Consider the following 23,720-nt stretch of genomic DNA (forward strand, 5'->3'; position numbering starts at 1 on the left):
CGCCTGGCGATTCTTTTGTTGTGAAAATATTTTCAGAAATTCCTCACAACCAAAAAGATGGCAATTTTAAAACCCAAAAAACATGGTGTTCACATCGATATGACTGCCATGTCGGATGTCAACCTGCTTATCCTGACATTTTTTATAATGACGGCAACCTTTAAAACGGTTGATCCAGGAAAAGTGCAAACTCCAACATCGATTTCTGAGACGAAAGTACCTGAAGAAGATTTAATGGTTATAAGTCTCAATAAGGATGGTCATGTATTCTTCGGAATTGATGACAAAAGAAAACGAATCGCCTTACTAGATATCGTTACACAGGCCAAAGGGATTCATTTTACAGAAAAAGAGAAAATTGCATTTTCGCAGATGGAAAATTTTGGCATGCCGATCAGCCAGTTAAAGCCTTTTCTTGCGCTGAGTCAGGAGAGTCGTGCTTCTGTTAGCCAATCCGGGATTCCGTTAGATTCAACAGGCGCTGATCCAAAAAATGAACTGAAAGACTGGATTTATAATGCAAGAAAAGCCAACAACGGGCTAAGAATTTCAGTGAGAGGAGACAACGATGCGGATTTTCCAAGCTTTAAAAATGTTCTAGCAACCTTACAAGCGCAGAATATAAATAAGTTCAGCTTGATCACCGATCCTGAGAGTGCACCTGCTGGCTGGAAAGCCGATTAAACACTACTAATATGTCAGATAAAATTCGTTTTTGGATCATTGTGGGATTTACTTTAACCCGCAGCTTCCTGTTGATGTTTATGATCGCGCTTTCTACCAATGTTTTCGCGCCGGTTATGGCGTCGGCATTGCTTGGACTAAATACGGGCCTTAGAAAAGATGTTAAGGCTTGGGTGTTAGTCCTCATGCAGGCATGCATGATTGTAGTATTTTATTTTATTTTTTGGTTTCAGAATCCAAAGAATAGCCTCATTCAATTTACTGCAATAGCTAACTCTGCCCTAGCAACTATCATTGGAGGACTATGTCCGTTGTTTTTCAATTGGTTAAAATCAAAATACTTTTCACGCAACGTATCATCCTAATTGATATAGAAGGCCGCTTAATATTAAGTTGTGTATGGAAGAATAACCAAAGAGTAAATTTTTCTAAAAACCGTCAAACCAAATTTTCCAGTCCGAATTGAGCGAGCTGATCTACAATCGGCAAAGTCTTCAAACCTAATTCTGTAAGTCGGTATTCCACTTTGGGTGGTATTTCGTGATAGGCTTTTTTACTCACCAATTTATTCTCAACAAGCATGTTTAACTCTTGAATGAGCATTTTTTCACTAATTCCCGTTACTGCTCTTTTCAGTTCTCCATATCGGACAGTATTTTCATTGATTTGAAAAAGTATCATCAACGTCCATTTACCACTTAACAGAGACAATGAGGCTCTTACAGGGCACCTTTCATCGCAGGCTGGATTTATTTTTAAGTTTTTCTCCATTGATATTCAATAATTATAACCTTTTGGTAAGTACTATACTAATAGGTAAGTACTTGTGCAAAGGTAAGTGATGCTATACTTTTGCACAAGTAATTACTTAAAATAGATATCATGACACAAGCACAAACTAACAAGCAAATAGCCATCACAGCCTATCAAAGAATTTTTGGTGATTTAGATGTAACTGGTGTAGATGAACTGATGAGTAAGGATTTTATACAACACAATCCAACTCTTCCTGATGGTCCTGATGGAGTAAAAGCGGTTGTCCAAATGCTTGCCTCACAAGGTGTGCCGAAACAAAAAGTAGTATTTAAACACGTTGTTGCAGAAGATGATATAGTTTTTCTTCATTCTCGTACCGAAATGGCTGGAAAGGAATGGAGGTTTATTGATATTTATCGAATAGAGAATGGAAAATTAGCCGAACACTGGGATGCTATGATGGAGATGCCTGATGCTCCTGCAAATCACAACCCAATGTTCTAAATACAATCGTATCCGCAAAGTAACTTTTTAACTACAAAACGGAAATGAAAATTCGTCAGATACGAAACGCCACAATTATAGTAGAATTTGCTGGAAAGAAAATTCTGGTTGACCCGATGCTTTCCGGTAGAGGCGTGCTACCGGCATTTATTCCATCAAAAACGTGGAGTTTTAAACGAAATCCTCTGCACGATTTACCCATCTCAAAAGCTGAGATTATCAAAGATGTTGACTTTGTTTTTTTGAGTCACCTGCATCCTGATCATTGGGATAAAGAAGCTGCAAACACCTTGCCCAAGGGAATTAAAATCTTCGTTCAGGATTATCCAGATCAGTTAAAAATTGAAGAAATGGGTTTTACCAATGTAGAAATTCTTACTGAAAACTCCGTTTTTGGCGAAATAAAACTCACCAGAACCAAGGCGCAGCATGGCAGGGGTTATATGCTGCGGTTGGCAGGTTTGGTCTGTGGATTGGTATTGAAACATTCGACAGAAAAAACCTTGTATATAGCTGCCGATACGGTTTGGTTCGAAGGGGTAAGGGAAGCCCTTAACCAGCATAAACCAGAAGTGGTGGTTCTCAATGGTGGAGATAATCAATTTGTATTTGGCGGTCAGGTAGTTATGAACAAAAAGGATATTTACGAGGTCCATAAAGCAACTCCTTCGGCAACAATCATAGTAAGCCACATGGAAGGCGTAAATCACAATACGCTTACCAGAAAAGATTTGAAAGAATTTCTCAGTGAAAAAGGATTAACAGACAAGGTGAATGTTCCTGAGGATGGGCAATCATACATTTTTTAAAATTAGGTCTATAAAAATCAAATAAATGAAAATTTTAGTATTCGGAGCCACAGGCTCTCAACAGTTTAATGTAATAGGTGAAGCTAAGAGAAAAGGTGCAGAAGTAATTGCTGCTACCAGCTCTGAAAAGAGTTTTGAAAGATTAGCGCAGGCAGGAGCAACCCCGGTATTGGCAAATTTGAATGACAAAGATAAAATGCTGGAAATCACCGAAGGCATTGATGCAATTGCTTTTATGATTCCGGTATCCTTACCCAATCCTTTTGACGGATTTGAATTTTCGAAAAATGTCATTGATGCTGCCAAAGCAAATGGAGTAAAAAAGATTGTGTGGAATACAAGCGGCTGGATTGAGTCACAAAAAATTGGTTCTCCTGTGGATGACGTAAGATTAGACGTTCAGGATTATTTGAAAAATAGCGGATTGGATTATGTAATCATCGAGCCAACCATCTACATGGAAAATATGATGGGAGCATTTTGTGCACCTTTCATTAAGAATGACAGAAAATTGGCTTATCCTACACCAGAGGCAATGCCAATCGGATGGATTGCTTCCAGAGATGTTAGTGCCTTTGTTGTAGAAGCTATTTACAACGCGGAACTAAAAGCAAATTCTTTCAAAATCAGTGGTTTGGATAATTTGAAAGGTAGTGATTTAGCATCAGAGTTTTCCAAAGGTATAGGAGAGGAAATTGTCTATTATCCGCAGAAGCCGAAGGAATTTGGTGATATATTAAAGCCATTTGTGGGAGAGGCAGGAGCGTCAAGCGTTGCGGCCTACTATGAAAGTCTTCAGAACGCAACTGAATATCCTTCAAAATACAACCCGGATATGAATGAAATCTTGGAAAAACTTCCTGTAAAAATGACTTCGCTAGCGGAATGGGCAAAAGACAACAAAGGTTATTTTATTAAATAATTAACTTCACTAGATATGGAAGCGAAAGAAATTGTAGCATCATACTTTGACGCCTTGGCTAAGGGTGAATTAGAAAAAGCACTTTCATCATTTACGCCGGAAACAAAATGGTGCCAACCGGGAGACAATAAGTTTGCCGGATTGAAGAACAATCTCAATGAAATTATCCAGATGTTTCAAGGTATAATGACCCATACATCCGGAAATATGCAGGTAAGACCTAACGGGACAATGTTGGAGAGTGGGAATCTGGTAGCCGTTCCGGTTTGGTTTACCGCAACAACGGGAACTAAAAGTATGGATCTTGGGGGGCTGGACCTGTTTGAAGTAAAAGCGGGAAAGATTATTCAGGTTTGGACATTTTCCGATGACCAGTCGGTGGATGATGAATTTTTTGGAAAGTAATATCCCAAAATATTTAACGAGGACGGTTGGCGTTTAAGCTACACCGTCCTCGTTTCTTTTTGTAAGACCAATACGTGGAACCACTTTAATCTCATTAATTTCAGCAGACTTTCGCTGTGGATGAGATCAGGGAATAACAATCTCTAACTTTTGATGCAGTTTTTACCATTCTTATTTACGCAAAAGAATAATGAATACCTCTGCTTTGGATCTGGGGGGAATACTATTATAACATTCCTCCATGGTTTTAATGTTAAAATATGGCTCAAAAATTGGCTTGTATATGTCTGGTGAACCACCAAATGGTGGCAAAGGCTGGTTGAATTGTTTGTTAAATAATACACCAATTATTTTACCGTCTGGATTGAGTATAGAAGCCATTTTTTTCGTGTATTCATTTCGTCTGCTTGGCGGAATGGCGCAAAAAAATGTTTGTTCGATGATCAAATCATAATTTCCTTCATGATCAAAAAAGTCTTCACATAAAATTTTTACCTGAGGCTTGTCGGAAAACTTTTCTCTCAATGTTTCAACGGCTTTTGGTGCAATATCTATTAATGTGATATTGGTAAAACCGGTTGCGACTAAAAATTCGGCTTCATGAGCATTTCCACAACCTGGAATAAGAATGGCCTTACTTTTATCCGCGTACTGGGTCATGTATTGGGTAATGGCAGGTGAAGCCTGCCCGATGTCCCAACCCGTTTCGTTTTTTTGCCACAGTTCGTTCCAAAAGTTCTTTCCAATAGAATCTCCAGAACCATAATCGCTATTATTATTCATTTAGCAAATTTTTTGATAGTCATCAATTTCGTCATTGGGTTTGAGAAATACCGCCATTCACCGGTTCATGCCATATCCCTTGTGCTTGGCAAATGCAAATATCTTTTCTGCTACCCAAAAAAAGCTAGTCGTTACTACTTTGATGTTTAAAATATATATATCGGAGAAGTTGACCACCTGATTATCTGGTGGCCGAAAGCAGAAAATTTTGGATAGTCATTTGCATACCGTCAATATGAGACACAAAATTACAACCAAAGTTCCCAGATGAAAACTTTGGTTGCAAGCCAATCAACATACCTGAATCATTATCTGCTTTTGATATCGCGTGTTAATCAAATTAACCCCAAAATGCATCTTCAGCAGCTTGGTCTTCTGAAAATAGCCAGACCTGAACAATTTTTTCATCCACAACTTCAAACAGATCTACACCATTCATATCCACAGTTTTTTCTCCAATTTTACCGCTAAAATGTACCGGAAAGGAAACGAGATTGCCATTAGACATCAAAGCACCTGTCGGAATTATAACCAGTGAACCTTGTGTTACGCCCATCATATCGCCAAGCATTTTGCCAATGGCATCAAGGCCTGATTTTGTTCCTGCAAATTGATGGCTTCCTGGTTGATGCCATTTTGCATCAGGGCTGAAATGTGAAAATGCCGTAGGAATATCTCCTTGTGAAAGGGCTAATGAATAAGCCTCTACTACTTCAATTGCTGTCATTTTGATTGCTTTTAAATTGGTTGTATTTTCTTGAATTTCAAATCGATTCGTTTTTAGTTCAGGATAATTGCTTTGCCTGCTATCGCCGTGATAGATTTTACTTCCTGTTGATTTTCAATTAATTACTTCTTTAAAAATAACAGTAAACTTGTCTTTGTACAAGTACCTTCGTGGTGGTAAGGTACTTACCTGATGGTTAGAATAACTGACTATCAATGTTTAATTTTTTAAATCTTTTGCAGTCAAACAAAAACTGGCTTGTTAGGAAGTTGCTACTATTAGGGTTTAGGAAAGACCGTTATCAGTTGTATTTCAAATTAAAAGGACAGGTTTGATTGAACTTCCATTTTCACAGTCCTTGATCGCCTTGTTAATATCCGCAAGATTATATTTGGTGATAAGTTTGTCGAATGGGAACTCACCATGGAGATACATATTGACTAATTGTGGTAAGAACTCTGAGGGAATGCTGTCTCCTCCCACAATTTCTTTAAGTATCAAGCCCCTTGACACAAATGAATTCATATCTATTTCAAGAGGTTCTGTTGATACACCGAGTAAACCCATTTCAGCCAACGGTTTCAGTGAAGACAATAAGCTGTTAATGATATCACTTCTTCCAGTAATGTCCAGACCGAAGTCAAATCCTTGCGGTTGTATGTTTTTTAGTTCTTCCGAAACATTTTGCTCCCAACTATCAATTGTATGAGTGGCTCCGAGTTCCATTGCAAAGTTCAGCCTTTCTGAATCTGCATCAACGACAGCGATCGTGCCTGCCGAGCATGCCACTGCTGCCAACACTGCCGATAGTCCTGTAACGTCTGCTCCCGAGATGACTATGGATTTTCCCCGACTAACCTTCAGAGAATTGATGACAGCCCCTGCACCATTCTGAACCTCGAAGCCCAACGGTCCCAAAATTTCCAGAGGTGCATCGTTTGGGACCTTGATCGTATTGTTTTGATGCGCTATCACATGGGTAGCTAATAAAGATGGAGAATAACCGTCCTGATGGAATTTCTTACCAGTTGTAAGATCAGCATGATTGTGTGTACCATGATGACGACTGTCTGAGAAGTTCAACTGTTCACGAACCTTGCAATAGGCAGGATGCCCTTGTGTACACCTTTCGCATTTACCACAGGATCCGAATGTGAGTACAACGTGGTCTCCTTGTTGCAGGTGCTTTACATTGTTGCCTACCTTTTCCACGATACCTCCTCCCTCGTGTGTCCATAAAATAGAGAAATCCGGATTGTGTATCTGCTGATCCACCATAGCCATTTCTTTGCTACAGATGCCTGCCGCAACTATTTTGATCAATACCTCGTCGGCGAGCAGATCACTCATTTTGGTCTTCTCAAACTCAAATTTTTCTCCCTTAATCTTTATAACGCCTGCTATGGTTTCCATCTTATTTGCTTTAAGATCAATGTTGTACATTCTGAATTCTCTTTCCGATATACTTTCCCCTTTTGTCACACCCTGGTGTGATTGGGATAATATTAATTAGGCTGTTTATTGAATTGGTAGGACTACTCGCATGGTGGGACGGTACCCGACAACACGATTGATTGCGGCAGTCTCAAAAAAAGTTTTAATCTCAAAAAAAGTCCCGCCTTTGGTGAAATAGGTCAACCCCACACCGTATCCGACAACACGTTCCCTGGTGTTTGCAATACCCATCTGGTTTTGGTAATAGCGGCTGTCGCCATCGAAGCTGTCCTGGTTTAGTTGGTTTAAAAGGTAGCCTGCCGCCAAAACTCTGAGATTTGGTTTGACAGCCAAATCAATAGTGTAGTTTCCATTGTAATACGCCCCCGCCTTCTGTTTTTGTCCCTGTATACGTGTATTATAATTGAATTGGTTTCTTGCACTGACACTCACTTTTTTGCTCAACATTAATGTAAAAGCATGATAGGCCCCAATCCCGTAGGCATGGGCCGACGGATTTATGTTGTAACGCATATCGTATGATCCTAGAGGGAGATTAAAACTCAATTCAGCCCGATGCGAGAATGGTCTGTTAAATAATTTCCTATCAGACCATTGAATTGCAGTCCCTTGAACGATGTCTCCTAAAACTCCGGGATTCACCGACGGAGCCGGTCCGGATTCGTTGGCGGCTGTAATCTGCACGATCGGAATTAAAACAGTAAATGCTAAATTCCCGCCTAAAAACTTCGCAGGCGTCAGATATATAAACTGGTTCATCTGCAACAGCGAATTAATTTTCAAACCTGTTGAAACGGACTGCCCTTTATCTCCAACAACTTTTCGGGTTTGAAAAACCTGGGCATATCCCTGATAGACGAATCCCGGCTTTCCGACCATGCCATCAAAGCTGTTGACTAATCCCAGATTTGTGGCAGGTAATACTGGATCCTGGGCTACCGATCCGGCGCATGACACAAGCACGAATATTATTGAAAGGCAAAATTGTCTTTTACAGCTATTAGTAGCTGGCGACGAAAAGGATTTACGCCGGCATTTGCGATATCGTAAGAAGAATTGGGAATAAAAACTTACGTATAAATTTTGAGGAATGAGTGTCATAATGGTTGCACCATAATTTGAGTATGTTAATAATTTTGTTGCCCACTTATAAATTTTGCCTTTTAGCAAAGTGTATCAAGTGTGGCTTTCTGCTGTCACAACGTCAAGATCTGAGTGATCTTTCGGTTTTGATGATGGGATGATCATCTTATTGTTGCTGTAACTTCTTAATCCTGGATTCAACTTTACTTACAGTTTTTGGATACCACTTGCCCTCTCTTGGAGTTGGTATTTCTAAGTCGGTTAACCGATCGGCAATTGCTTGTAATGTTGTATTCCCTTCGCGTCTGATTCTCTTTATTACAGGGGCTAGTTCAAGGGCAAACTTGTCGGCGGCAATAGTAGCCGTTGGCAATTTTGTACGGACAGATACTTTAAGATATTCCTGATATCTGGCACCGGGACTATAAGACGACATTAAAGATTCAGCCGTGCGTCGACCCTCTGTATACATCTCGGACAAGGCATTAAACAATACTCCATGACCACATTGGTCTGGATGAAATTTTTGATTGATGTCAATTTTAGATATGGTGTTCAATTCATTGACTACCATTTGCCGGCAATCGCCAGACGCTAATTTTCTTAATACGTTTTCAAACAGATTCCTTAGTTTTTTATTCATCTTTAAATAAATTATGTACCTGGACAGCCACAAGGCCATATTTCAAATTATCCTCTGAGTTAACAGAATCGATAGTAACCTTTAACCTCATGGGCTCAATGACTACTATCGAAATCTGCGATCCATGGCAAAAATCTATGATCTCTTATTTGCCAGTGAGTTGATCCAGGCAGCAATTTTTAATGCATCTTTTTCCGGTACGTTTTTCATAGGAAACATAGGCGGATATCCTGGCCAGTTAGATGGCTTGGGCTTGTAGATCAGCTCGACAATTTGAGCGTTTGTATATTTCTTTTTTGCTACATCTACATAAGCTGGCCCAACAACTCTGGCATCAGCCTTATGACACGCCAGGCAAGCATATTGCTGAAGGAGCTTGGATATATCTTCGGGGATTTTGATCTGTTTTTGTTGGGCTAAGACCTGCTCTGCCGTAAATGAAAGAAAGATCACGATTAAATTGACTATTATTTTCGTTCTCATAATATTGTAGGATTAAGATTGTTTTGTTCACAGATGCGGTTTGCTACTCGTCTAAGAGTACCTCCATATCCTTTATCAGCTTGGCAGTGCTCTCCTTTGACGTGCCGTCGTAAATACCCCGTACGTATTTGTTTTTATCAACCAATACGAAGGATCCACTGTGTATTAATCCACCGGGTTCGTTTGGTGCCTCCATAGCACTAACGAAGTAATGCTTTTGGCAGATTTCGTAGATATCCTCGCGCTTACCAGTTACAAATTGCCACATATCTCCTGTTAGCTCCATATCACTGGCATACTTACTGAGTACCGCTGGCGTGTCATGATCAGGGTCTATAGTATGGGAGAGGATACCAACAGCGTCATTGTCTTTGAAGCGTTCAAAAACAGTCAACATATTCGACTTCATAATCGGGCAAATTGTCGGACATGTAGTAAAAAAGAAGTCTGCAACATAGATTTTTCCTTCCATTTCTGCTTCTGTAAATTTTTTGCCTAAGTGGTTTACAAAAGAGTATTGAGGAATTTTGGGATACTTTAGTACTTCGGTTTCAATACCTTCTACCATCTCTAAAACAGCATCGGGTTCACCCAGGAACGGCAATTTTTCTCGTTTGCATCCAAGAGCTGCAATGACCAGAACACACAAGATTATTGATCTCATTTGTTTACGTTTTTAAGAGTTTCTTTTGATGATGAAATTGCATTCAATGTCTGATCTTTTACATTTTCCATCCTGGACCTTTGGTCAGCTATGTATGCATCCTGCTGACCTGCATCAAGGCTTTTAAGGGTGTCTGATTTATATTGATGCATCCAGTCCATCATAGATTTATCTGCCACCTTCAACTGATCGATCACATCCAACACATTTTGTTTTTGCATTTTTAGATCTGCTGTGGGATTTACCTTGTACAGACTGTCCAGGTCGTTGACAAGATTTTCAAGGAGCTTCCTGGATGTCATAATTTCTCCCATTTTTGGCATGATGGCGTCATGAAGATCCATGAGCTCTTTGGTTTTTGGGTTTTCAGACTTTGAATGTTTGTCTGAATCATGGCCCTCACTGGAGGTTTGTTTATCGTTATTGCACGCTGTGACAGCAAGTGCTGCAAAAATTAGGATTGCTAGTTTTTTCATGAAAATTGATTTTAAATAATTTTGAGTAGCATTAGTACAATTGAGGCAATAACCAGGCAATGAATGCCGGTCAATGCCATAATAAATAAAGATTTACCCGCGCTACTAACTGGGATAGTGACACCAGTACCGCTTAGGAGGCTTTCGATTTCATCCTGACGCAATAATCTGTTCATTGTTCAAAATTTGGTGGTAAAAAGTGCTTTTGATCTGATATAAAAGTGTGATCGGTCAGCGTATGCAGGAATGCAATAATTTGTTTTTGTTCCTGAGCTGACAGCTTAAAACCATTTCGCGGTAGCAGGGGATCAAGAGTAACAGAACCTTTTATTCCCGACGAATAATGTTCGACCACTTCCTCCAGTGTAGAGAAGCGGGCATTGTGCATATATGGTGAAGTCAGTGCCACATTTCTCAGAGACGGTGTTTTGAACTTTCCCAGATCATTTATGTCATAAGTGATTCTGAACCGTCCCATGTAAATACCTTCATGACCGGCGTCTGAAAAATCTGTATCAAGACCATTGTTATGGAAGTCGAAGTCGGTAAACAGTTCACCTACATGACATCCCTGACATTTTTGCTTCACAAGTACCTGGCCCTTGATCTCTTCCATTGTTAATGAGGCCCCTTTCGTTTTCAATCGATAACGATCATATTTTGAATTTGCTGAAACCAAAGACCGTTGGAATTGCGCTAATGCCTTGGCTACATTTTGGATGTTTACAGGCTGATTAAAAGCTTCCTGAAAACCAGAAACATACCTTGCAACCGAATTGAGTTCAATGATGAGCTGATCTAAGTCTTGTGCCATTTCATCATGCGCAGTTAACGGCGCAAACACCTGAGACTCCAGGTTGGTAGCACCTCCGTCCCAAAAAAGGCCTTTGTTTGCCCATGCCAGATTGAACAGAGCAGGTGAATGCCGAAGTAATGGAGTCGCTGAAACGCCTGCGCTACCAAATTGAAGGCCATCACTAAAAGCAAGTTTGGGATCGTGGCAACTAGCGCATGATATTTTGTTATTGGCCGAGAGTTTGTTATCATAAAACAGCATCCTTCCCAATTCAATACCTTCCCGGCTTGACGGATTACCGGTATCGAAAATAGGCTGTGGGAAGTGTTCGGGAATCAAAAATCCATAGGATTTGGGATTAATTCCGTTTTTGTCACAAGCAGTGATAGTCACTGCTATCACAAAGCTTACTGATCCTATGATATGCATTTACTACTTAGTTTCAGATCCAAATACGATTGCTTTTGTCGCCTGGTTATTTGCTACGGATGTCATTAAAGGAGCCGTCATGGCATTTATCAATGGGGTCTTGATCAAGTCGATACCATCAAACACTTTGGCAACATCTACATTTAAGACAATACCTTTGGAAGCAGTTGAATTGATTGGAGCTGGAAAGTCAACAGTCCTGGTCTGGTAGTTGGCATTCAATCCTGTTTCAACCTTGAAGTCTTTCGTTTCTGCGCCTTGCTTTACAGAACCGGCAATCGAGCTGAAGATGTAGCTGGAGTGCCACATCCAAACAATACTGCTCATGCCATTGGCGATTGTAAGCTCACCTGCCCGAAGACTCAAATTGTCGTTGAACTTCGAGTCTACTCCAATTGAAAATTTAACTGACTTGTACTTGCCGGCTGGAACATTTTTTAAAGTTATTGTTTCGCGTTTGTTGGCCGGGTAAGTCATCTTATCTTTAATAGTGCCTGAAAGATTCAGGTCATCTACCTCCTCCATTAGAAAATAGGAATCGGGAACAATATATTCCGTACCCTGCACAGTGATCAGAACCAGGTTGCTGACCCAATATCGTAACTTATTAAAATTCAGCGTCTGACTTCCTATGTTGAAGTCTTGGTTCAAAGCGAAATCCTTATTTCCAATCCTTGCATCAAAAGTGATGACCAGCTCGCCGGACGTGGTCGGCATTACACCGGGTGGATTTTTCGCCTCCGAGTAGGAAGGACAAAGTGCTGAGATTAACGCGAGAATGAATATGCGTATCATATTTATGAGTTTATCTTGATATTTATAAAGAGAATTAAACAGGGTTGCATAGAACACTGACAGCCTCAATATGCCCATTTAGTCTTATGACCGTTTTAAATTAAATACCGGAAATTTCAACTACTCAAATCATCAGTGGGAAGTGACCTGGTATCAATCATTGCAAAAAGGATACAGCAGGATTACCTCCCGCCGTTTCAGATAGTGGCTCTGATAATCACTTGCGAACTGTGAAAGATTGGTGAGTTGTAAATCGACTGAATATTTTGTGAGCCCCAAAACATTTAAGATGGTTTGGGATTTCTGGCTACTGGGTTATCAGTATACGAAGGTGCTGCTACTGCGGCGGGCGCAGGATCCCAGTGGCTGGTGTAGAGTAGTCGGAAATGCGGAAAAAGAAGCGCAGAGATTTTAAATCAGGAATTGGTTTTTCGTCAAAAATAAAAGCGGATACAGTTTCAAAGAATAGTTGTAAAAACGGCATATTTTCGACGCGCTCCGTTGTTTCATTATCTTTTTTATACTGCTGTTCTTTGAGCTTTTTTGGAATGTAGCACTTTCCATAGCACATAGCTATGGGCTTTTGGCGGTTCTCACAAAGTTCTCTGGCAATGTAGCTTTTGTTTATATGGTAATAGGCGACCGTTCCCCACGGACTTAGCGTGGGTAGCATTACAGCTAAAAGCAATATGTATGCTATAACAGACCTCATTTACAGATGTAACAAACTATTTAAAATTAAAAACATGGATGCGTGATTACTCCTTCAAAGCAATCAAATAGGGTAGTTATCTAAAGGGAATTGCCGATCCCGGGATCGGATAGTTTTGTATCTTTAATAAACTGATCATCGGAAAGCGTTTTCAGGAATGCAATAAGATCCGCTTTGTCGGATTGGCTCAAAGCAATCCCTGTATTCCCGTTGGCTTGTATTAACACAGGATCCAGCGTTTTAAGTTTTTGAACGCTTTCTGTGTAATGGTCCAGGACCTCCTCCAAGGAATGATACCTGCCGTCGTGCATGTAGGGTGCAGTAAGCCCCACATTGCGAAGGCTTGGCACCTTGAATTTATGCTCGTCGGCGGGGTTTGCCGTAATTCCTGCACGTCCCCGATCGTTATTTCTCATGGGCAAAAGACCATTGTTACGGAAACTGTTGTCGGTGAATAGAACCCCCTGGTGACATGAGCTGCAGTTTTTTTCAAATAACAGCAGGCCTTTTTTCTCCTGAGTACTGAGCGCATTTGTTTCACCAGAATGATAGAGGTCGTATTTGGAATTAGCAGACACCATAGTCATCATGAACTGCGACAATGCCTTCATCATCCTTTCTGAATTAATCTCATCAGTTCCGAATGCGTCTTTAAACATTTTAGGATAATCCACCGGAATCTTTGAATTTGGATTCGGAGTTTTTCTCAACTTAGCAAGCACGTTAAAAGCTTTTTCATCCATTTCGACCGGGTTTTCAATGGGATTGAAAGGCACCAGATCCAGGTCATGTACACCTCCGTCCCAAAAGAAAGAATTACTCCATGCTATGTTCTGAATAGCGGGGGAGTTACGGACTCCCAAACGATCGTCTACACCGTGGCTCAACTCATGACCGTGGTGGGTAAAAGCGGCCGCCTGTTGATGACATGTACCGCAACCAACCAGATTGGTCCTCGAAAGTATCCCGTCATAAAAAAGAAATCTGCCAAGTAGCACACCTTCCTGAGTCAGGGGATTTCTGGACAGATCGTAAACAGGCTCAGGGAAACCTTTTGGTTTAGTCCATTCCAGAAGTTTTGGCCCTTTCTTGTTTGGAATAGGCTCGTTCTTATCCCCGGCACTACAACAAAATAGCGAAAGCACTAGTAAAAAAATAGCTCTGTACATGTTCTTAAGCTTTTAGTGAATATGACCTAATGTGAACATATTGACATAATTATCTGCGACTTGCTGTGATTTGGCAGGTTGTCCAGCCATAATGCTATTATAGTCCGCTATGCTAACATTTGTCCCAGGGCCGTCAAAAACTTTCAGAACATCGACTAATAAGTGAACCTCGGGACCACTGGTGGTTGTCACACTTGCTTTCACGGAGCCAAAAGCTACTTTTACCACCCTGGTGTTGTTGACTGTCCTCTGGTTATATCCTCCAAAGAGACCAATGTGATAATAAAATTTACCATTGACAGGGTTACCCTTGGAAGAACTACCTTCCAGTTTGGTAAAAATATAGCCCGAATTCCAAGCCCAGTACATTCCGTCATCCATCATTGATCCTGACGGGTCAAGCACGCCGAATCGTTTTTCGATAGGGGCGGTATTACGGGCACTGTCAACACCAACCATAAATTCAGCTGCAACATAATCTCCAAGCGGAACATTATTAAGTGTTATGTGCTGCGAGGCTTTGGTATCTTCTTTGATTAAAAAATAACTTGAATCTTGCGGTACGATGTATACACTACCATCTGCTTTCTTGAATTTTACGTTAGAAATGAAGTAGTTGAATTTAGTTATTACAAAATCTTCATTCGATGCATTTTTATAAGTGACACTGTTTAGAACAAGGTTTCTGTTACCTACAACATTGTCGAATTCGATCCGGATCTTTCCACCGGTCGCAACGAAGGTTTCCGCACTTGAACTGGCGGCACCGGAGGAGTACGAGAATAGGGTAACAGCGCAGACAGTAAATGCCAGCACCAAGTATTGATGGATACTTTTCATGCAGAAAATTATGTCTCGGCAAGTTGCTGCCGAGAAACTGAATAGTTTAGTAAGCTTTTAAGAAAAAAGGGATTTTGGGAAAAAGCTATGCGAGGGGCGGGCGGAAAATACTTCCGATTAACAGGCGACTTTTGAATAAAGATTGATAGCAATAATTGACCGTATTAACGGAAGGAAACGGAGTAAGCAGATTAGAGTCGAACAAATAACTGTTACTGGAACTCATCACCTGGTAAATCAGACTAGCTATATAATCATGCTCAGCCTGACGTTCTTGTTGTTCACTGGCTTCGGCAAGTTTTTTAGCCAGGTAACATTTTCCATTGCATTTCAACTTTGGTTTGTCCCGGTTAACACAAAGTGATTTGGCTATATATTCCTTTCTAACTTCATAGTCCAGGCATACAAGAGGGATCACCCATGCTTTTACAAGCATCAGTATTAACAGGCCATAGCCGATCCATTGTTTTTTTGAACTTATCAATTTGAAGCAGTCTGAATAGAATATTGAAAATTTCAGAAGTATCAGGCAAAGATAGGTACTGACCTTTGAAAGTAAATGTCCAGTAGAAAATTTAGATAAACTAAAATTTCGAATGTAAGATCTTTGAGAGGACATTTCATAAAGTTAGAAACTAAGTGCTGTACCCAGGCGTTGTTGGTACCGAAGTGATGATGAAATACACGCCAGGATTGAACATGTGTAAACATTAGTAAGTATGGAGCCGGTCTCTTTGCTCATTGATAATATTCCAAGATTTACAACTCACAACTTTACCTTTAAATAACTTCAAAGTATTTATGAAAATTCTTGCACGACCTGTCTCTGTTGGCTTAGCCTATGTCGCATTTCTCTTTCTTGGTCTTCTCCCAGGAGTCTCAAAGGCGCAAAAGCAGCTGAGCATTGATGAATTTGAGAGCAAGCTGTCTGAGTATCCCAACGCCCAATTGCTTGATGTACGCACTGCCGCGGAATATCAGGACGGTCACCTTAAAAATTCAAAAAACATGGATGTAAAATCAGCTGGTTTCAAGGAAAGCATAGATGACTTAGATAAAAGTAAGCCGGTTTTTGTCTATTGTTTGTCAGGAGGTCGTAGCTCATCTGCTGCGAAGCAACTGTCAGAAAATGGTTTTAGTCAGGTTTATGATTTGAAGGGTGGTTATTTGAAGTGGTCTACGTCCGGAAAAACGGTGGATGGTGTTCAACATACAGCTGCGAAAGGGATGTCAAAGGCGGACTTTACTAAATTAACGTCATCTTCACGGATTGTTCTTATAGATTTTTATGCAAAATGGTGTGGGCCTTGTATTAAAATGCTACCTACGGTAAGTAAATTGAAATCTGAATATCGGGGGCGTGCTACTATTGAAACCGTCAACTATGATCCAAATAAAACGCTAGCCAAGGAATTGGGAATCGATGAGATACCTGCGTTTCTTCTATACAAAGATGCTAAGCTTGTTACCCGCAAGAATGGGATGATGGAAGAAGCAGATTTTCGTCAGCTAATAGAGAGCGTGTTCTAGAAACTAACATAAAACGCTTTGCATTTTCCCTTAGTTAAGTGAACGATATATACAGTCGCAATCACTCCTGGACAGCAGATAGTTTTAAGCTATGCTGATGATGACTGAGAAATTCTGAAATGGTTTCATTTGTTAGCGTCTTGAAAAAACGCATAAGATGATTTGGCTCGGAAAAGCCAAATTCGTATGCAATTTCGCTTGTTGTTTGGTTCGAATAAATCAGCTGAGTTTGGATTTCAGAAATAAGACGGCGTTTGATTAACTCTGTGGCAGTAACATTAAATTGCGATTTTACAGCCTTATTGAGAGTGATTCTGCTTATACCCAGAAGCTCGGTGTAGTCATTGATTCGTTGTTTTGTTCGAATATTGGTTTCCAGTAATCTTTTGAACTGGTAAGCGTAGTTATTGCCAACATTGTCCAGCGACAAGTTATTCTGACTGGAATACTGCCGATTAAGAGTTTGTAGCAGGTAATACAGCTGAGAACGAATGATATGGGCACTATCAGGTCTGACAGTGAGCAGCTCCGATTTTATTTCAGTGAGTATGCTACATGATTTTGACATCTCCATACTCGTAACATCCATCCGCAATGGATGCTGCAATTCATAAAAGTACAGCAGACGATATGTAAAAAGTTTGTCTGCAAAAAACTCGTTGAGAAAGTCCTCTTGAAAAATCAACGACGTGAAATCCAGCAGATCCTTATTCATTTTCCACTGTCTGTTCTGGAATGCGGAAATGAAAATAATTGCATTGTCACCCACATTAATTTCGTGGTGATTTAGTATCAGTGTACCTTCTGCCTTTTTAAAGAAAAGGATTTCAAAATAGTCTGTGTTGTAGACATCCGTATTGAGGTAAGAATCACTGACCTGATCTCCTGATAAGACATTCAATAGAAAATCAACCCCACATTCAGTTTTGTTAAATTGAATCGTCTTCATAAATGCAGTTTACTGATTACGGTCAAATTTATGACAATATATTAAGACATAAAGCCCCACTTCTGAAAGAAAAGGATTTCTGGCTGCGCCATTTGAGTGGTGGGGAATTTAGGTTGGGCTTATCAAAATGGTAGTAACAACATAGGTATTGATAGCTATCAGTTATCCCGCCACTACGACCTTTGCATTCAGATAACCACTCCAGCATTATTAGGGGAAATGGTATGATAACATGTAAAAACAAATAAAACAATATGAAAAAAGTACTTTTAGCAATCGCTTTGCTTGTATCATCAGGCTCACTATTTGCCCAGACCAAAAGCGCTTCTGAGCCTAATATTCAGCTGATTAGAAACGCAACGTTAGTGATTGAGTATGCTGGTAAGAAAATTCTGATTGATCCAATGTTATCTGCCAAAGGTGCATTCCAATCTTTCGCCGGAATACAGAAAAATCCGACAGTCGATTTGAAAATGCCAGTAAGTGAAGTCATTGGTGGAGTTGATCTGGTAATGGTGACACACTCTCATGTTGATCATTTTGATTCTACTGCTAGTAATGCGCTCGATAAATCTGTGCACCTTATTAATCAGCCTTCTGATAAGGATTTTTTCAATAAGGAAGGTTTTACAAAAGCCGCTGTTTTAGACAAAGAGATGGTATGGAATGGTATAAGCATTCATAGAGTTGATGGGGAGCACGGTAGTGGTAAAGTACTTGAGATGATGGGCAAAACCTCCGGATTTGTATTAATGGCTAAAAACCAGCCAACAATTTACATCGTTGGCGATGCCATCTGGACAGAAAATATCAACAAGAATATCAAGAGATTTAAGCCTGATTACATTGTTGTAAATTCTGGTGGAGCGTTTATTCCAGGTTTTGAAAGCACCCCAATACTTATGGATGATGAAGCCACAATGCAATTGGTAGGTCAAAGTGGCAAGGCCAAAGTAATTGCTGTACATATGAATGCTTTGGACCACTGCCGCACTACAAGGGCTAAGTTGAGTCAAAAAGCAGCAGAACTAAATATCGGGAAGGAAAAACTCCTTATTCCACAGGACGGAGATGTAATAAAGCTTTCCATTTGATTGCTAGGCAAATTCAATCGAATCCAACACAAATTCAGGAAGTGAAGAATAGCGTTCCCGTCTGTATTTTCAGGCGGGAATTTTTTGACTGTTCCTTACTTTTGTTTAATAAAAATTGTTCTCAATCACAGATGTATAGCTATCGGAAAAAGGACTTTGGTGTGACTCCATCCATATTGCGAGAATACATTTGTCACTGTCATTTAAATCCTATTCCGCAAGAACGTACTTAAAGTTGTTCAACATTCGTTTTAAAACCACTCTTAGAGTATATTTGCTTTTTCTAAAATTTAATTGCTTTGCTTCTTAACTTCGACATCACACGTCTGACAAAACAGCAAATCCTAATGGCTCGCAAATGGGCGCTTGTGGCTATTGTTGCGATTGTGTGTGTGCAAAGTTTTTTGGGGTACATCGTTTACTATTCTCTGGATGCTCCGTCCAACTTCCAAAAGGAGTACACACAAACTGGCGAAAAGCTGGAAACGATTCATAATAAAACCAAAGAGGGCCTTCTTTCTTTGCTCGACTACGGACAAAAACCCACTCAGAAAAAACAAACAGCACCTACTCAACTGGCTGTGAGTTTCAACCTTTTTATCCACAACGGGCAGGTCAGCCTGCCTGTCAGCACTGTAACGGAATTAAGAACCAATAATTCCTATCATTACACTGCCAACTACGCGCAAGCGCACTTTGAGATAATTCCGCATCCCCCGCAGTTTAGTTAATCTTTGATCATTTTACCGGATTTCAAAAATCTGGATTGTATTACTACGTCCTGTCACATTCAGATTTGATTGTGGAGGGTTTGGTATATCATTGATTTTCATTGTATTAATCAAATTACTCAAAAATGGATTTTCCCATATTTCACCTGGATTTTATGGGCGACAGGCTGCTTATTGCCATCATCGCCGTAATCCACGTCATGATAAACCATGGGCTCGCAGTAGGATTTATTCCGCTGGTAACCTGGCTCGAATACAAAGGATTTAAAAAAGCGGAAGACGCACAGATCACAGGACCTGATTGGGACAAATTAGCTTACCGCTTAATGACGGTAGCCTTCATTATCACCACCACGGTTGGTGCGATGACGGGCGTGGGTATCTGGCTGGCCGCTTCGCTTGTCAACCCGGCCTCAATCGGTTCACTCATACGGGTTTTTTACGGCGCATGGTTCACAGAATGGATTGTCTTTGTTACAGAAGTCATCCTTATCCTGATCTATTATCTTTCCTGGAAAAAGTCGCTGAAAAGTGTTGAGGCGAAATCCAGGCACATCATGTTTGGTACCTTTTTGAGCATTGCTTCCTGGATTACCATGAGCATTATTGTCTCCATCCTCGGGTTTATGATGGATACAGGCAGCTGGGTTGAAAACAAAACTTTTATTTCGGGCTTTTCGAATCCGATCTATTTGCCCCAGCTTGCTTTCCGTACACCAATGGCTGCGCTGATGGCCGGAACAATTGCACTTTTTCTGACGGTGCTTTTTACAAAAAGGGATACATCCATCCGTATTCTTGCCACACAGGCGATTGGTAAATGGATCATTGTCGCTTCTATATTCTCGGCGCTTGGTGCTTACTGGTACTATAGCCGGATTCCGCACCTGATGATCGGAAACATACAGATCGCTGTGGGGACCATGGATTTTCAAAGCTGGTATAACTTACTGGTCTGGTTTATTTTTGGAGCAATATCTGTTTCTATGCTCATAGCGCTGGTTACGATACTGAAACCGAAGCTAAAAATTCCAAAGCTCGTCTACATCATTCCGGTCATTGCTGTACTTGGTTTTGCAGGTATCTTCGAAAGAATCAGAGAATTCATTCGTAAGCCTTATGTGATCGGAAATTATATGTATTCCAATACGCTCAGGGTAGAGGATTACCCTCTTTTTAAACGTGACGGATTGTTGACATATGCGACTTACTCTCCTGTTAAAGAAGTTACAGAAGATAACAAGTTGATTGCCGGAGAACAGATTTTTCTGATAGCTTGTAGCCGTTGTCATACTACCAATGGCATCAACTCGCTGATTGACAAGTTTGAGCAGATGTACAGTTTTAAAAATCACGAACCGCTCAATGGCGCTTCGATGAAAGCCTATATTTCCAACATCCAGAATGCGCGTTATTTTATGCCGCCTTTTCCGGGTAACGATAAGGAATTAGACGCACTTGTGGCTTACATCCAGGAAATTCAAAAGACACAGACACCAGAGGCTAACCTTATTCCGGAAACTGAGATGAGCCACGATTCAATCGCAAAATAAACTTTAACGGATTTTCACAAATGACTTTATACAATATTCTGCTTGCGGCTCAGGTACCTGTTCCGCGCGATTTGCCGTTGCCACTTCCGTTACCACATGGCGTTCTTGTTGTCCTGCTGGTCTTGTCTTTTCTTGCGCACATCCTTTTTATTAATCTGATGGTCGGAGGGAGTATTCTCACGCTTTGGAGTGAGATAAAAGGACTGAAAGATAAAGATTACGATGTTTTCTCTCAGGAATTGGCCAGTACCATCACTGTCAATAAAAGTATGGCCGTTGTGCTTGGTGTTGCTCCGTTATTGTCTATCAACACGCTTTACACCGTTTATTTTTATTCGGCCAATGCGCTGACAGGGCTTTTCTGGATTGCCATTATTCCGCTGACAACGATCGCTTTTCTCCTTACCTATGCGCATAAGTACTCCTGGAATATTCTTTCCAGTAATAAAGCGCTACATATTTCGATGATGGCGATTTCGGTGGCGATATTTCTTTTTATTCCTTTCATTTTTCTGACCAACATCAATTTAATGTTGTTCCCTGAAAAATGGAATACGATAGAAGGTTTTCTGGATGCATTGCTTTTGCCGAACGTATTTCCAAGGTATCTGCATTTTATTTTTGCATCGCTGGCCATTACCGGGCTGTTTGTCTTCTGGTATTTTGGAAGAAAGAAGTATGAGTTCGAGCAGCACTTTACTACCCTTACTCGCTATGAGATCAGAAAAAAAGCATATTCTCTGACACTTATGGCGTCTGTCGTCCAGTTTCTGATCGGGCCTGTGGTACTGCTAACGCTACCCACCAAAGGAATGAGCTGGCAAATGGTGCTTACAATTTTGATCGGAGCTGCGTTTTCAATTCCTGCGTTGTACTGGATATGGAAAGGGGTGACAGGTCCTGCCGAAAATATTGCGACAAACTTCAAAAAGGTTGCTTCTGTGCTGACAATCACTGTGATATGTATGGGTTCAGGCCGGCATCTATACCGTGCGACAGCCCTGGCTCCCCATCAGAAACTGGTTGCCGAGGCTACGAAAGTTTATCAGGCAGAAGTGAAAAAGGCAACCGCCGAAGCCAATTTACCCGGTAATAAAAAGGCCGTTTCTGACGATGCCGGTCAAACTATTTTTGAAACAAAATGCTCAGCATGCCATGCAATGGATATGAAAGTTGTTGGCCCGCCGGTGACAGAAATGGTCGAAATTTATAAAGGGAATCAGGTGGCCTTGCAGGATTGGATTCGGGCACCGGGAAAAAAGCGGGCTGACGCGCCTCAAATGCCCGCGCTGGGCTTGTCTGAACAGGAGCTCAAAGAGGTTTCCGAGTACATTCTAAAACAAGGCAAATGATGTTAAACTATGCCGGGCAGTTTCTGTCCGGCTTTTACAGGTACATAACTATGTTCGTATTAATAATTTCCGTCGCTTGCGTTGCGATCTTCTTGTTGATTATCGCAACAACAGTTCGCATAAGTCTTGAACTTGTTAAAATTCGTAGAAAGGGTTTGTCGCTGGGACGATATTTGAAACCTGAAGGATCAATAGAGCAAGGTAATCAGGTCAGTTATGAAAAATAGTCAGATTGTCAAAAAGAATAAGACTGACAGGAACAGTAGAAATAAAGTTGTCCGCGCAGTCGCAGTGATTATTTTATTGCTGTTACTCTTTGTTTCGATGCTGCTGGGGCTGCTTTGAGTTTAAGAAAAGTTTTGGATTTATAACAAAATGAATTTTAGCAATATGGAAATAATTAAACAGCCATGGCTGCACAAGATGCAGCGAAAATGGGGCTTGGAAACAACCCGGGAGGTTCTTTTAACCCTTGCCGTTTTTACACTCTCAGGCTCTACGGTCGTCTGGCTTAGGAAGGGATTGTTTAAACTTTTAGAATACGACGTAACAACACCATTTTGGCTGAAAGCGGTAGTCTATATACTGTTTATCTTCCCGACCTATCATACTTTGCTGCTTTGCTACGGTTTTCTTTTGGGGCAATTCTCATTCTTTTGGCAAAAGGAGAAAAAAATGATTCGCTGGTTGGTTCTGAAAATTTATTCTGAAAAGTGACTTTATTCTTTCGGCTTTGGGTGAAATGAAATTGCCCAAAGCTTTTTGGTTACTTCACTAATCGCGAAGCGACCTCATAGTATTATGATTTTGATTAAAAATGGTAAAGTGTTTTAAGGAGTCATGTCTTACTTTTGCACGATAAATAAAATCGCACATCTGTTGAGAAATACAAAAAGGTGGATATCACTTGGCTTGCTAAGCCTCATGCTCATTAAAGTGTGTGTGATACCTCTTTTGTATCTGGACTTCGAGATCCGCCGGGATTATATCATTGCCAATCTTTGCGAAAACCGAAACAAACCTCAGCTAAAATGTAACGGAAAATGTTACCTGGCCAAAAGGCTGGCTGAGGTAGAAAAGCAGCAACAAAAGCAAGCAGAACAAGATTACGTTTCAAAGCTGTTGTTCCAACCTATGGATTTGAAAACGTTTGAGATCGAATTTCAAATGCTCCGTTTTCTTAAAGCTAATCTGATCACTTATCAGTATTCACCGGACTTACACCCATCATCTCTGCCATCCGGTGTTTTTCATCCTCCGTCACTGATCTGATTTCAGGTTGGGGGGCTTTCATCATGTTTTTTACACTAAAATTTTAAATTGGTAGCACATTAGCAAATGTGCCAGACTGATTGTTGTGATTAATCTATTGGAAA

The 23,720-nt window shown here is 40.5% G+C and carries 29 protein-coding genes; 13 read left to right on the top strand and 16 right to left on the bottom strand.

The window, feature by feature from the left end; genetic code table 11:
- Window positions 1-57: 57 nt before the first annotated feature.
- Entirely contained in the window at window positions 58-684 is a 627-nt protein-coding gene (locus DSL64_RS15635) for an ExbD/TolR family protein (RefSeq protein ID WP_115831852.1), read from the top strand.
- 11 nt (window positions 685-695) lie between these two features.
- Window positions 696-1,049 carry a hypothetical protein gene (locus DSL64_RS15640; RefSeq protein ID WP_115831853.1) on the top strand — a complete coding sequence of 118 codons (354 nt, stop codon included), beginning with the start codon at window positions 696-698 and terminating at the stop codon, window positions 1,047-1,049.
- Between the two features lie 73 nt (window positions 1,050-1,122).
- Here DSL64_RS15640 and DSL64_RS15645 read toward each other — a convergent pair whose 3' ends face one another.
- Window positions 1,123-1,455 carry a winged helix-turn-helix transcriptional regulator gene (locus DSL64_RS15645; protein WP_115831854.1) on the bottom strand — a complete coding sequence of 111 codons (333 nt, stop codon included), beginning with the start codon at window positions 1,453-1,455 and terminating at the stop codon, window positions 1,123-1,125.
- A 111-nt stretch (window positions 1,456-1,566) separates the two neighbouring features.
- On the opposite strand from DSL64_RS15645, the gene DSL64_RS15650 reads away from it, so the two are divergent.
- Genes DSL64_RS15650 through DSL64_RS15665 form a run of 4 tightly spaced genes read left to right on the top strand, consistent with a single transcriptional unit; the run spans window position 1,567 to window position 4,080 of the window.
- Window positions 1,567-1,944 (top strand): nuclear transport factor 2 family protein, encoded by a 378-nt coding sequence (locus DSL64_RS15650; protein ID WP_115831855.1) that lies wholly within the window; start codon window positions 1,567-1,569, stop codon window positions 1,942-1,944.
- Window positions 1,945-1,988: 44 nt separating this feature from the next.
- The gene (locus DSL64_RS15655; RefSeq protein WP_115831856.1) at window positions 1,989-2,753 is read left to right on the top strand and encodes an MBL fold metallo-hydrolase; all 765 of its coding nucleotides are present in this window, start codon (window positions 1,989-1,991) and stop codon (window positions 2,751-2,753) included.
- 25 nt (window positions 2,754-2,778) lie between these two features.
- The gene (locus DSL64_RS15660; RefSeq protein ID WP_115831857.1) at window positions 2,779-3,675 is read left to right on the top strand and encodes an SDR family oxidoreductase; all 897 of its coding nucleotides are present in this window, start codon (window positions 2,779-2,781) and stop codon (window positions 3,673-3,675) included.
- Window positions 3,676-3,690: 15 nt separating this feature from the next.
- Window positions 3,691-4,080, top strand: coding sequence for a nuclear transport factor 2 family protein (locus DSL64_RS15665; protein WP_115831858.1), 390 nt, complete (start codon window positions 3,691-3,693; stop codon window positions 4,078-4,080).
- A gap of 171 nt (window positions 4,081-4,251) precedes the next feature.
- On the opposite strand, the gene DSL64_RS15670 is transcribed toward DSL64_RS15665, so the two are convergent.
- From DSL64_RS15670 to DSL64_RS15735, 14 genes are all read right to left on the bottom strand, one after another.
- Complete coding sequence (locus tag DSL64_RS15670) at window positions 4,252-4,863, bottom strand: methyltransferase domain-containing protein (RefSeq protein WP_115831859.1); 612 nt, start codon at window positions 4,861-4,863, stop codon at window positions 4,252-4,254.
- Window positions 4,864-5,203: 340 nt separating this feature from the next.
- Window positions 5,204-5,590, bottom strand: a complete 387-nt coding sequence (locus DSL64_RS15675) for a nuclear transport factor 2 family protein (protein ID WP_199539407.1) — start codon at window positions 5,588-5,590, stop codon at window positions 5,204-5,206.
- Between the two features lie 312 nt (window positions 5,591-5,902).
- Window positions 5,903-7,072, bottom strand: a complete 1,170-nt coding sequence (locus DSL64_RS15680) for an alcohol dehydrogenase catalytic domain-containing protein (RefSeq protein ID WP_115831861.1) — start codon at window positions 7,070-7,072, stop codon at window positions 5,903-5,905.
- A gap of 36 nt (window positions 7,073-7,108) precedes the next feature.
- Window positions 7,109-8,008 (bottom strand): SphA family protein, encoded by a 900-nt coding sequence (locus DSL64_RS15685; protein WP_158547933.1) that lies wholly within the window; start codon window positions 8,006-8,008, stop codon window positions 7,109-7,111.
- Window positions 8,009-8,294: 286 nt separating this feature from the next.
- On the bottom strand, window positions 8,295-8,771 hold the full coding sequence (locus tag DSL64_RS15690) for a recombinase family protein (protein WP_147300372.1): 477 nt from the start codon (window positions 8,769-8,771) through the stop codon (window positions 8,295-8,297).
- Window positions 8,772-8,906: 135 nt separating this feature from the next.
- Window positions 8,907-9,254, bottom strand: coding sequence for a c-type cytochrome (locus DSL64_RS15695; RefSeq protein WP_229217101.1), 348 nt, complete (start codon window positions 9,252-9,254; stop codon window positions 8,907-8,909).
- Window positions 9,255-9,297: 43 nt separating this feature from the next.
- The gene (locus DSL64_RS15700) at window positions 9,298-9,918 is read right to left on the bottom strand and encodes an SCO family protein (RefSeq protein WP_115831864.1); all 621 of its coding nucleotides are present in this window, start codon (window positions 9,916-9,918) and stop codon (window positions 9,298-9,300) included.
- On the bottom strand, window positions 9,915-10,394 hold the full coding sequence (locus DSL64_RS15705; protein WP_115831865.1) for a hypothetical protein: 480 nt from the start codon (window positions 10,392-10,394) through the stop codon (window positions 9,915-9,917). The genes DSL64_RS15700 and DSL64_RS15705 overlap by 4 nt, the downstream gene beginning before the upstream one ends.
- A 172-nt stretch (window positions 10,395-10,566) precedes the next feature.
- Window positions 10,567-11,619 carry a cytochrome-c peroxidase gene (locus DSL64_RS15710; protein WP_115831866.1) on the bottom strand — a complete coding sequence of 351 codons (1,053 nt, stop codon included), beginning with the start codon at window positions 11,617-11,619 and terminating at the stop codon, window positions 10,567-10,569.
- A 3-nt stretch (window positions 11,620-11,622) separates the two neighbouring features.
- On the bottom strand, window positions 11,623-12,414 hold the full coding sequence (locus DSL64_RS15715; protein ID WP_147300373.1) for an MbnP family protein: 792 nt from the start codon (window positions 12,412-12,414) through the stop codon (window positions 11,623-11,625).
- Between the two features lie 337 nt (window positions 12,415-12,751).
- A complete protein-coding gene (locus tag DSL64_RS15720) occupies window positions 12,752-13,102 on the bottom strand; it encodes a hypothetical protein (RefSeq protein ID WP_229217102.1) in 351 nt (116 codons plus the stop codon).
- Window positions 13,103-13,206: 104 nt separating this feature from the next.
- Entirely contained in the window at window positions 13,207-14,295 is a 1,089-nt protein-coding gene (locus DSL64_RS15725) for a cytochrome-c peroxidase (RefSeq protein WP_115831869.1), read from the bottom strand.
- Window positions 14,296-14,307: 12 nt separating this feature from the next.
- Window positions 14,308-15,135: an MbnP family protein gene (locus DSL64_RS15730; protein WP_115831870.1), complete on the bottom strand. Its 828-nt coding sequence runs from the start codon at window positions 15,133-15,135 to the stop codon at window positions 14,308-14,310.
- An 85-nt stretch (window positions 15,136-15,220) separates the two neighbouring features.
- On the bottom strand, window positions 15,221-15,619 hold the full coding sequence (locus tag DSL64_RS15735) for a hypothetical protein (RefSeq protein WP_229217103.1): 399 nt from the start codon (window positions 15,617-15,619) through the stop codon (window positions 15,221-15,223).
- A 317-nt stretch (window positions 15,620-15,936) separates the two neighbouring features.
- On the opposite strand from DSL64_RS15735, the gene DSL64_RS15740 reads away from it, so the two are divergent.
- Entirely contained in the window at window positions 15,937-16,665 is a 729-nt protein-coding gene (locus DSL64_RS15740) for a thioredoxin domain-containing protein (protein WP_147300374.1), read from the top strand.
- 61 nt (window positions 16,666-16,726) lie between these two features.
- Here the strand turns inward: DSL64_RS15740 and DSL64_RS15745 are convergent, their stop codons facing one another.
- The gene (locus DSL64_RS15745) at window positions 16,727-17,614 is read right to left on the bottom strand and encodes a helix-turn-helix domain-containing protein (protein ID WP_115831872.1); all 888 of its coding nucleotides are present in this window, start codon (window positions 17,612-17,614) and stop codon (window positions 16,727-16,729) included.
- Window positions 17,615-17,868: 254 nt separating this feature from the next.
- Here DSL64_RS15745 and DSL64_RS15750 point away from each other — a divergent pair, with 254 nt between their 5' ends.
- The 6 genes from DSL64_RS15750 to DSL64_RS15780 all read left to right on the top strand — a co-directional run bounded on the left by DSL64_RS15750 (window position 17,869) and on the right by DSL64_RS15780 (window position 23,616).
- A complete protein-coding gene (locus DSL64_RS15750; protein ID WP_115831873.1) occupies window positions 17,869-18,708 on the top strand; it encodes an MBL fold metallo-hydrolase in 840 nt (279 codons plus the stop codon).
- 347 nt (window positions 18,709-19,055) lie between these two features.
- Entirely contained in the window at window positions 19,056-19,439 is a 384-nt protein-coding gene (locus DSL64_RS15755; RefSeq protein ID WP_115831874.1) for a hypothetical protein, read from the top strand.
- A 125-nt stretch (window positions 19,440-19,564) separates the two neighbouring features.
- The gene (locus DSL64_RS15760; protein WP_115831875.1) at window positions 19,565-20,992 is read left to right on the top strand and encodes a c-type cytochrome; all 1,428 of its coding nucleotides are present in this window, start codon (window positions 19,565-19,567) and stop codon (window positions 20,990-20,992) included.
- A gap of 20 nt (window positions 20,993-21,012) precedes the next feature.
- Window positions 21,013-22,344, top strand: coding sequence for a c-type cytochrome (locus tag DSL64_RS15765; protein WP_115831876.1), 1,332 nt, complete (start codon window positions 21,013-21,015; stop codon window positions 22,342-22,344).
- A gap of 390 nt (window positions 22,345-22,734) precedes the next feature.
- Window positions 22,735-23,061, top strand: coding sequence for a DUF6787 family protein (locus DSL64_RS15775; RefSeq protein WP_115831944.1), 327 nt, complete (start codon window positions 22,735-22,737; stop codon window positions 23,059-23,061).
- A gap of 162 nt (window positions 23,062-23,223) precedes the next feature.
- Window positions 23,224-23,616 carry a hypothetical protein gene (locus tag DSL64_RS15780; RefSeq protein WP_147300375.1) on the top strand — a complete coding sequence of 131 codons (393 nt, stop codon included), beginning with the start codon at window positions 23,224-23,226 and terminating at the stop codon, window positions 23,614-23,616.
- The last annotated feature ends 104 nt before the right edge of the window (window positions 23,617-23,720 follow it).

The organism is Dyadobacter luteus (assembly GCF_003383615.1).
In the GTDB taxonomy this organism is placed as follows: domain Bacteria; phylum Bacteroidota; class Bacteroidia; order Cytophagales; family Spirosomataceae; genus Dyadobacter; species Dyadobacter luteus.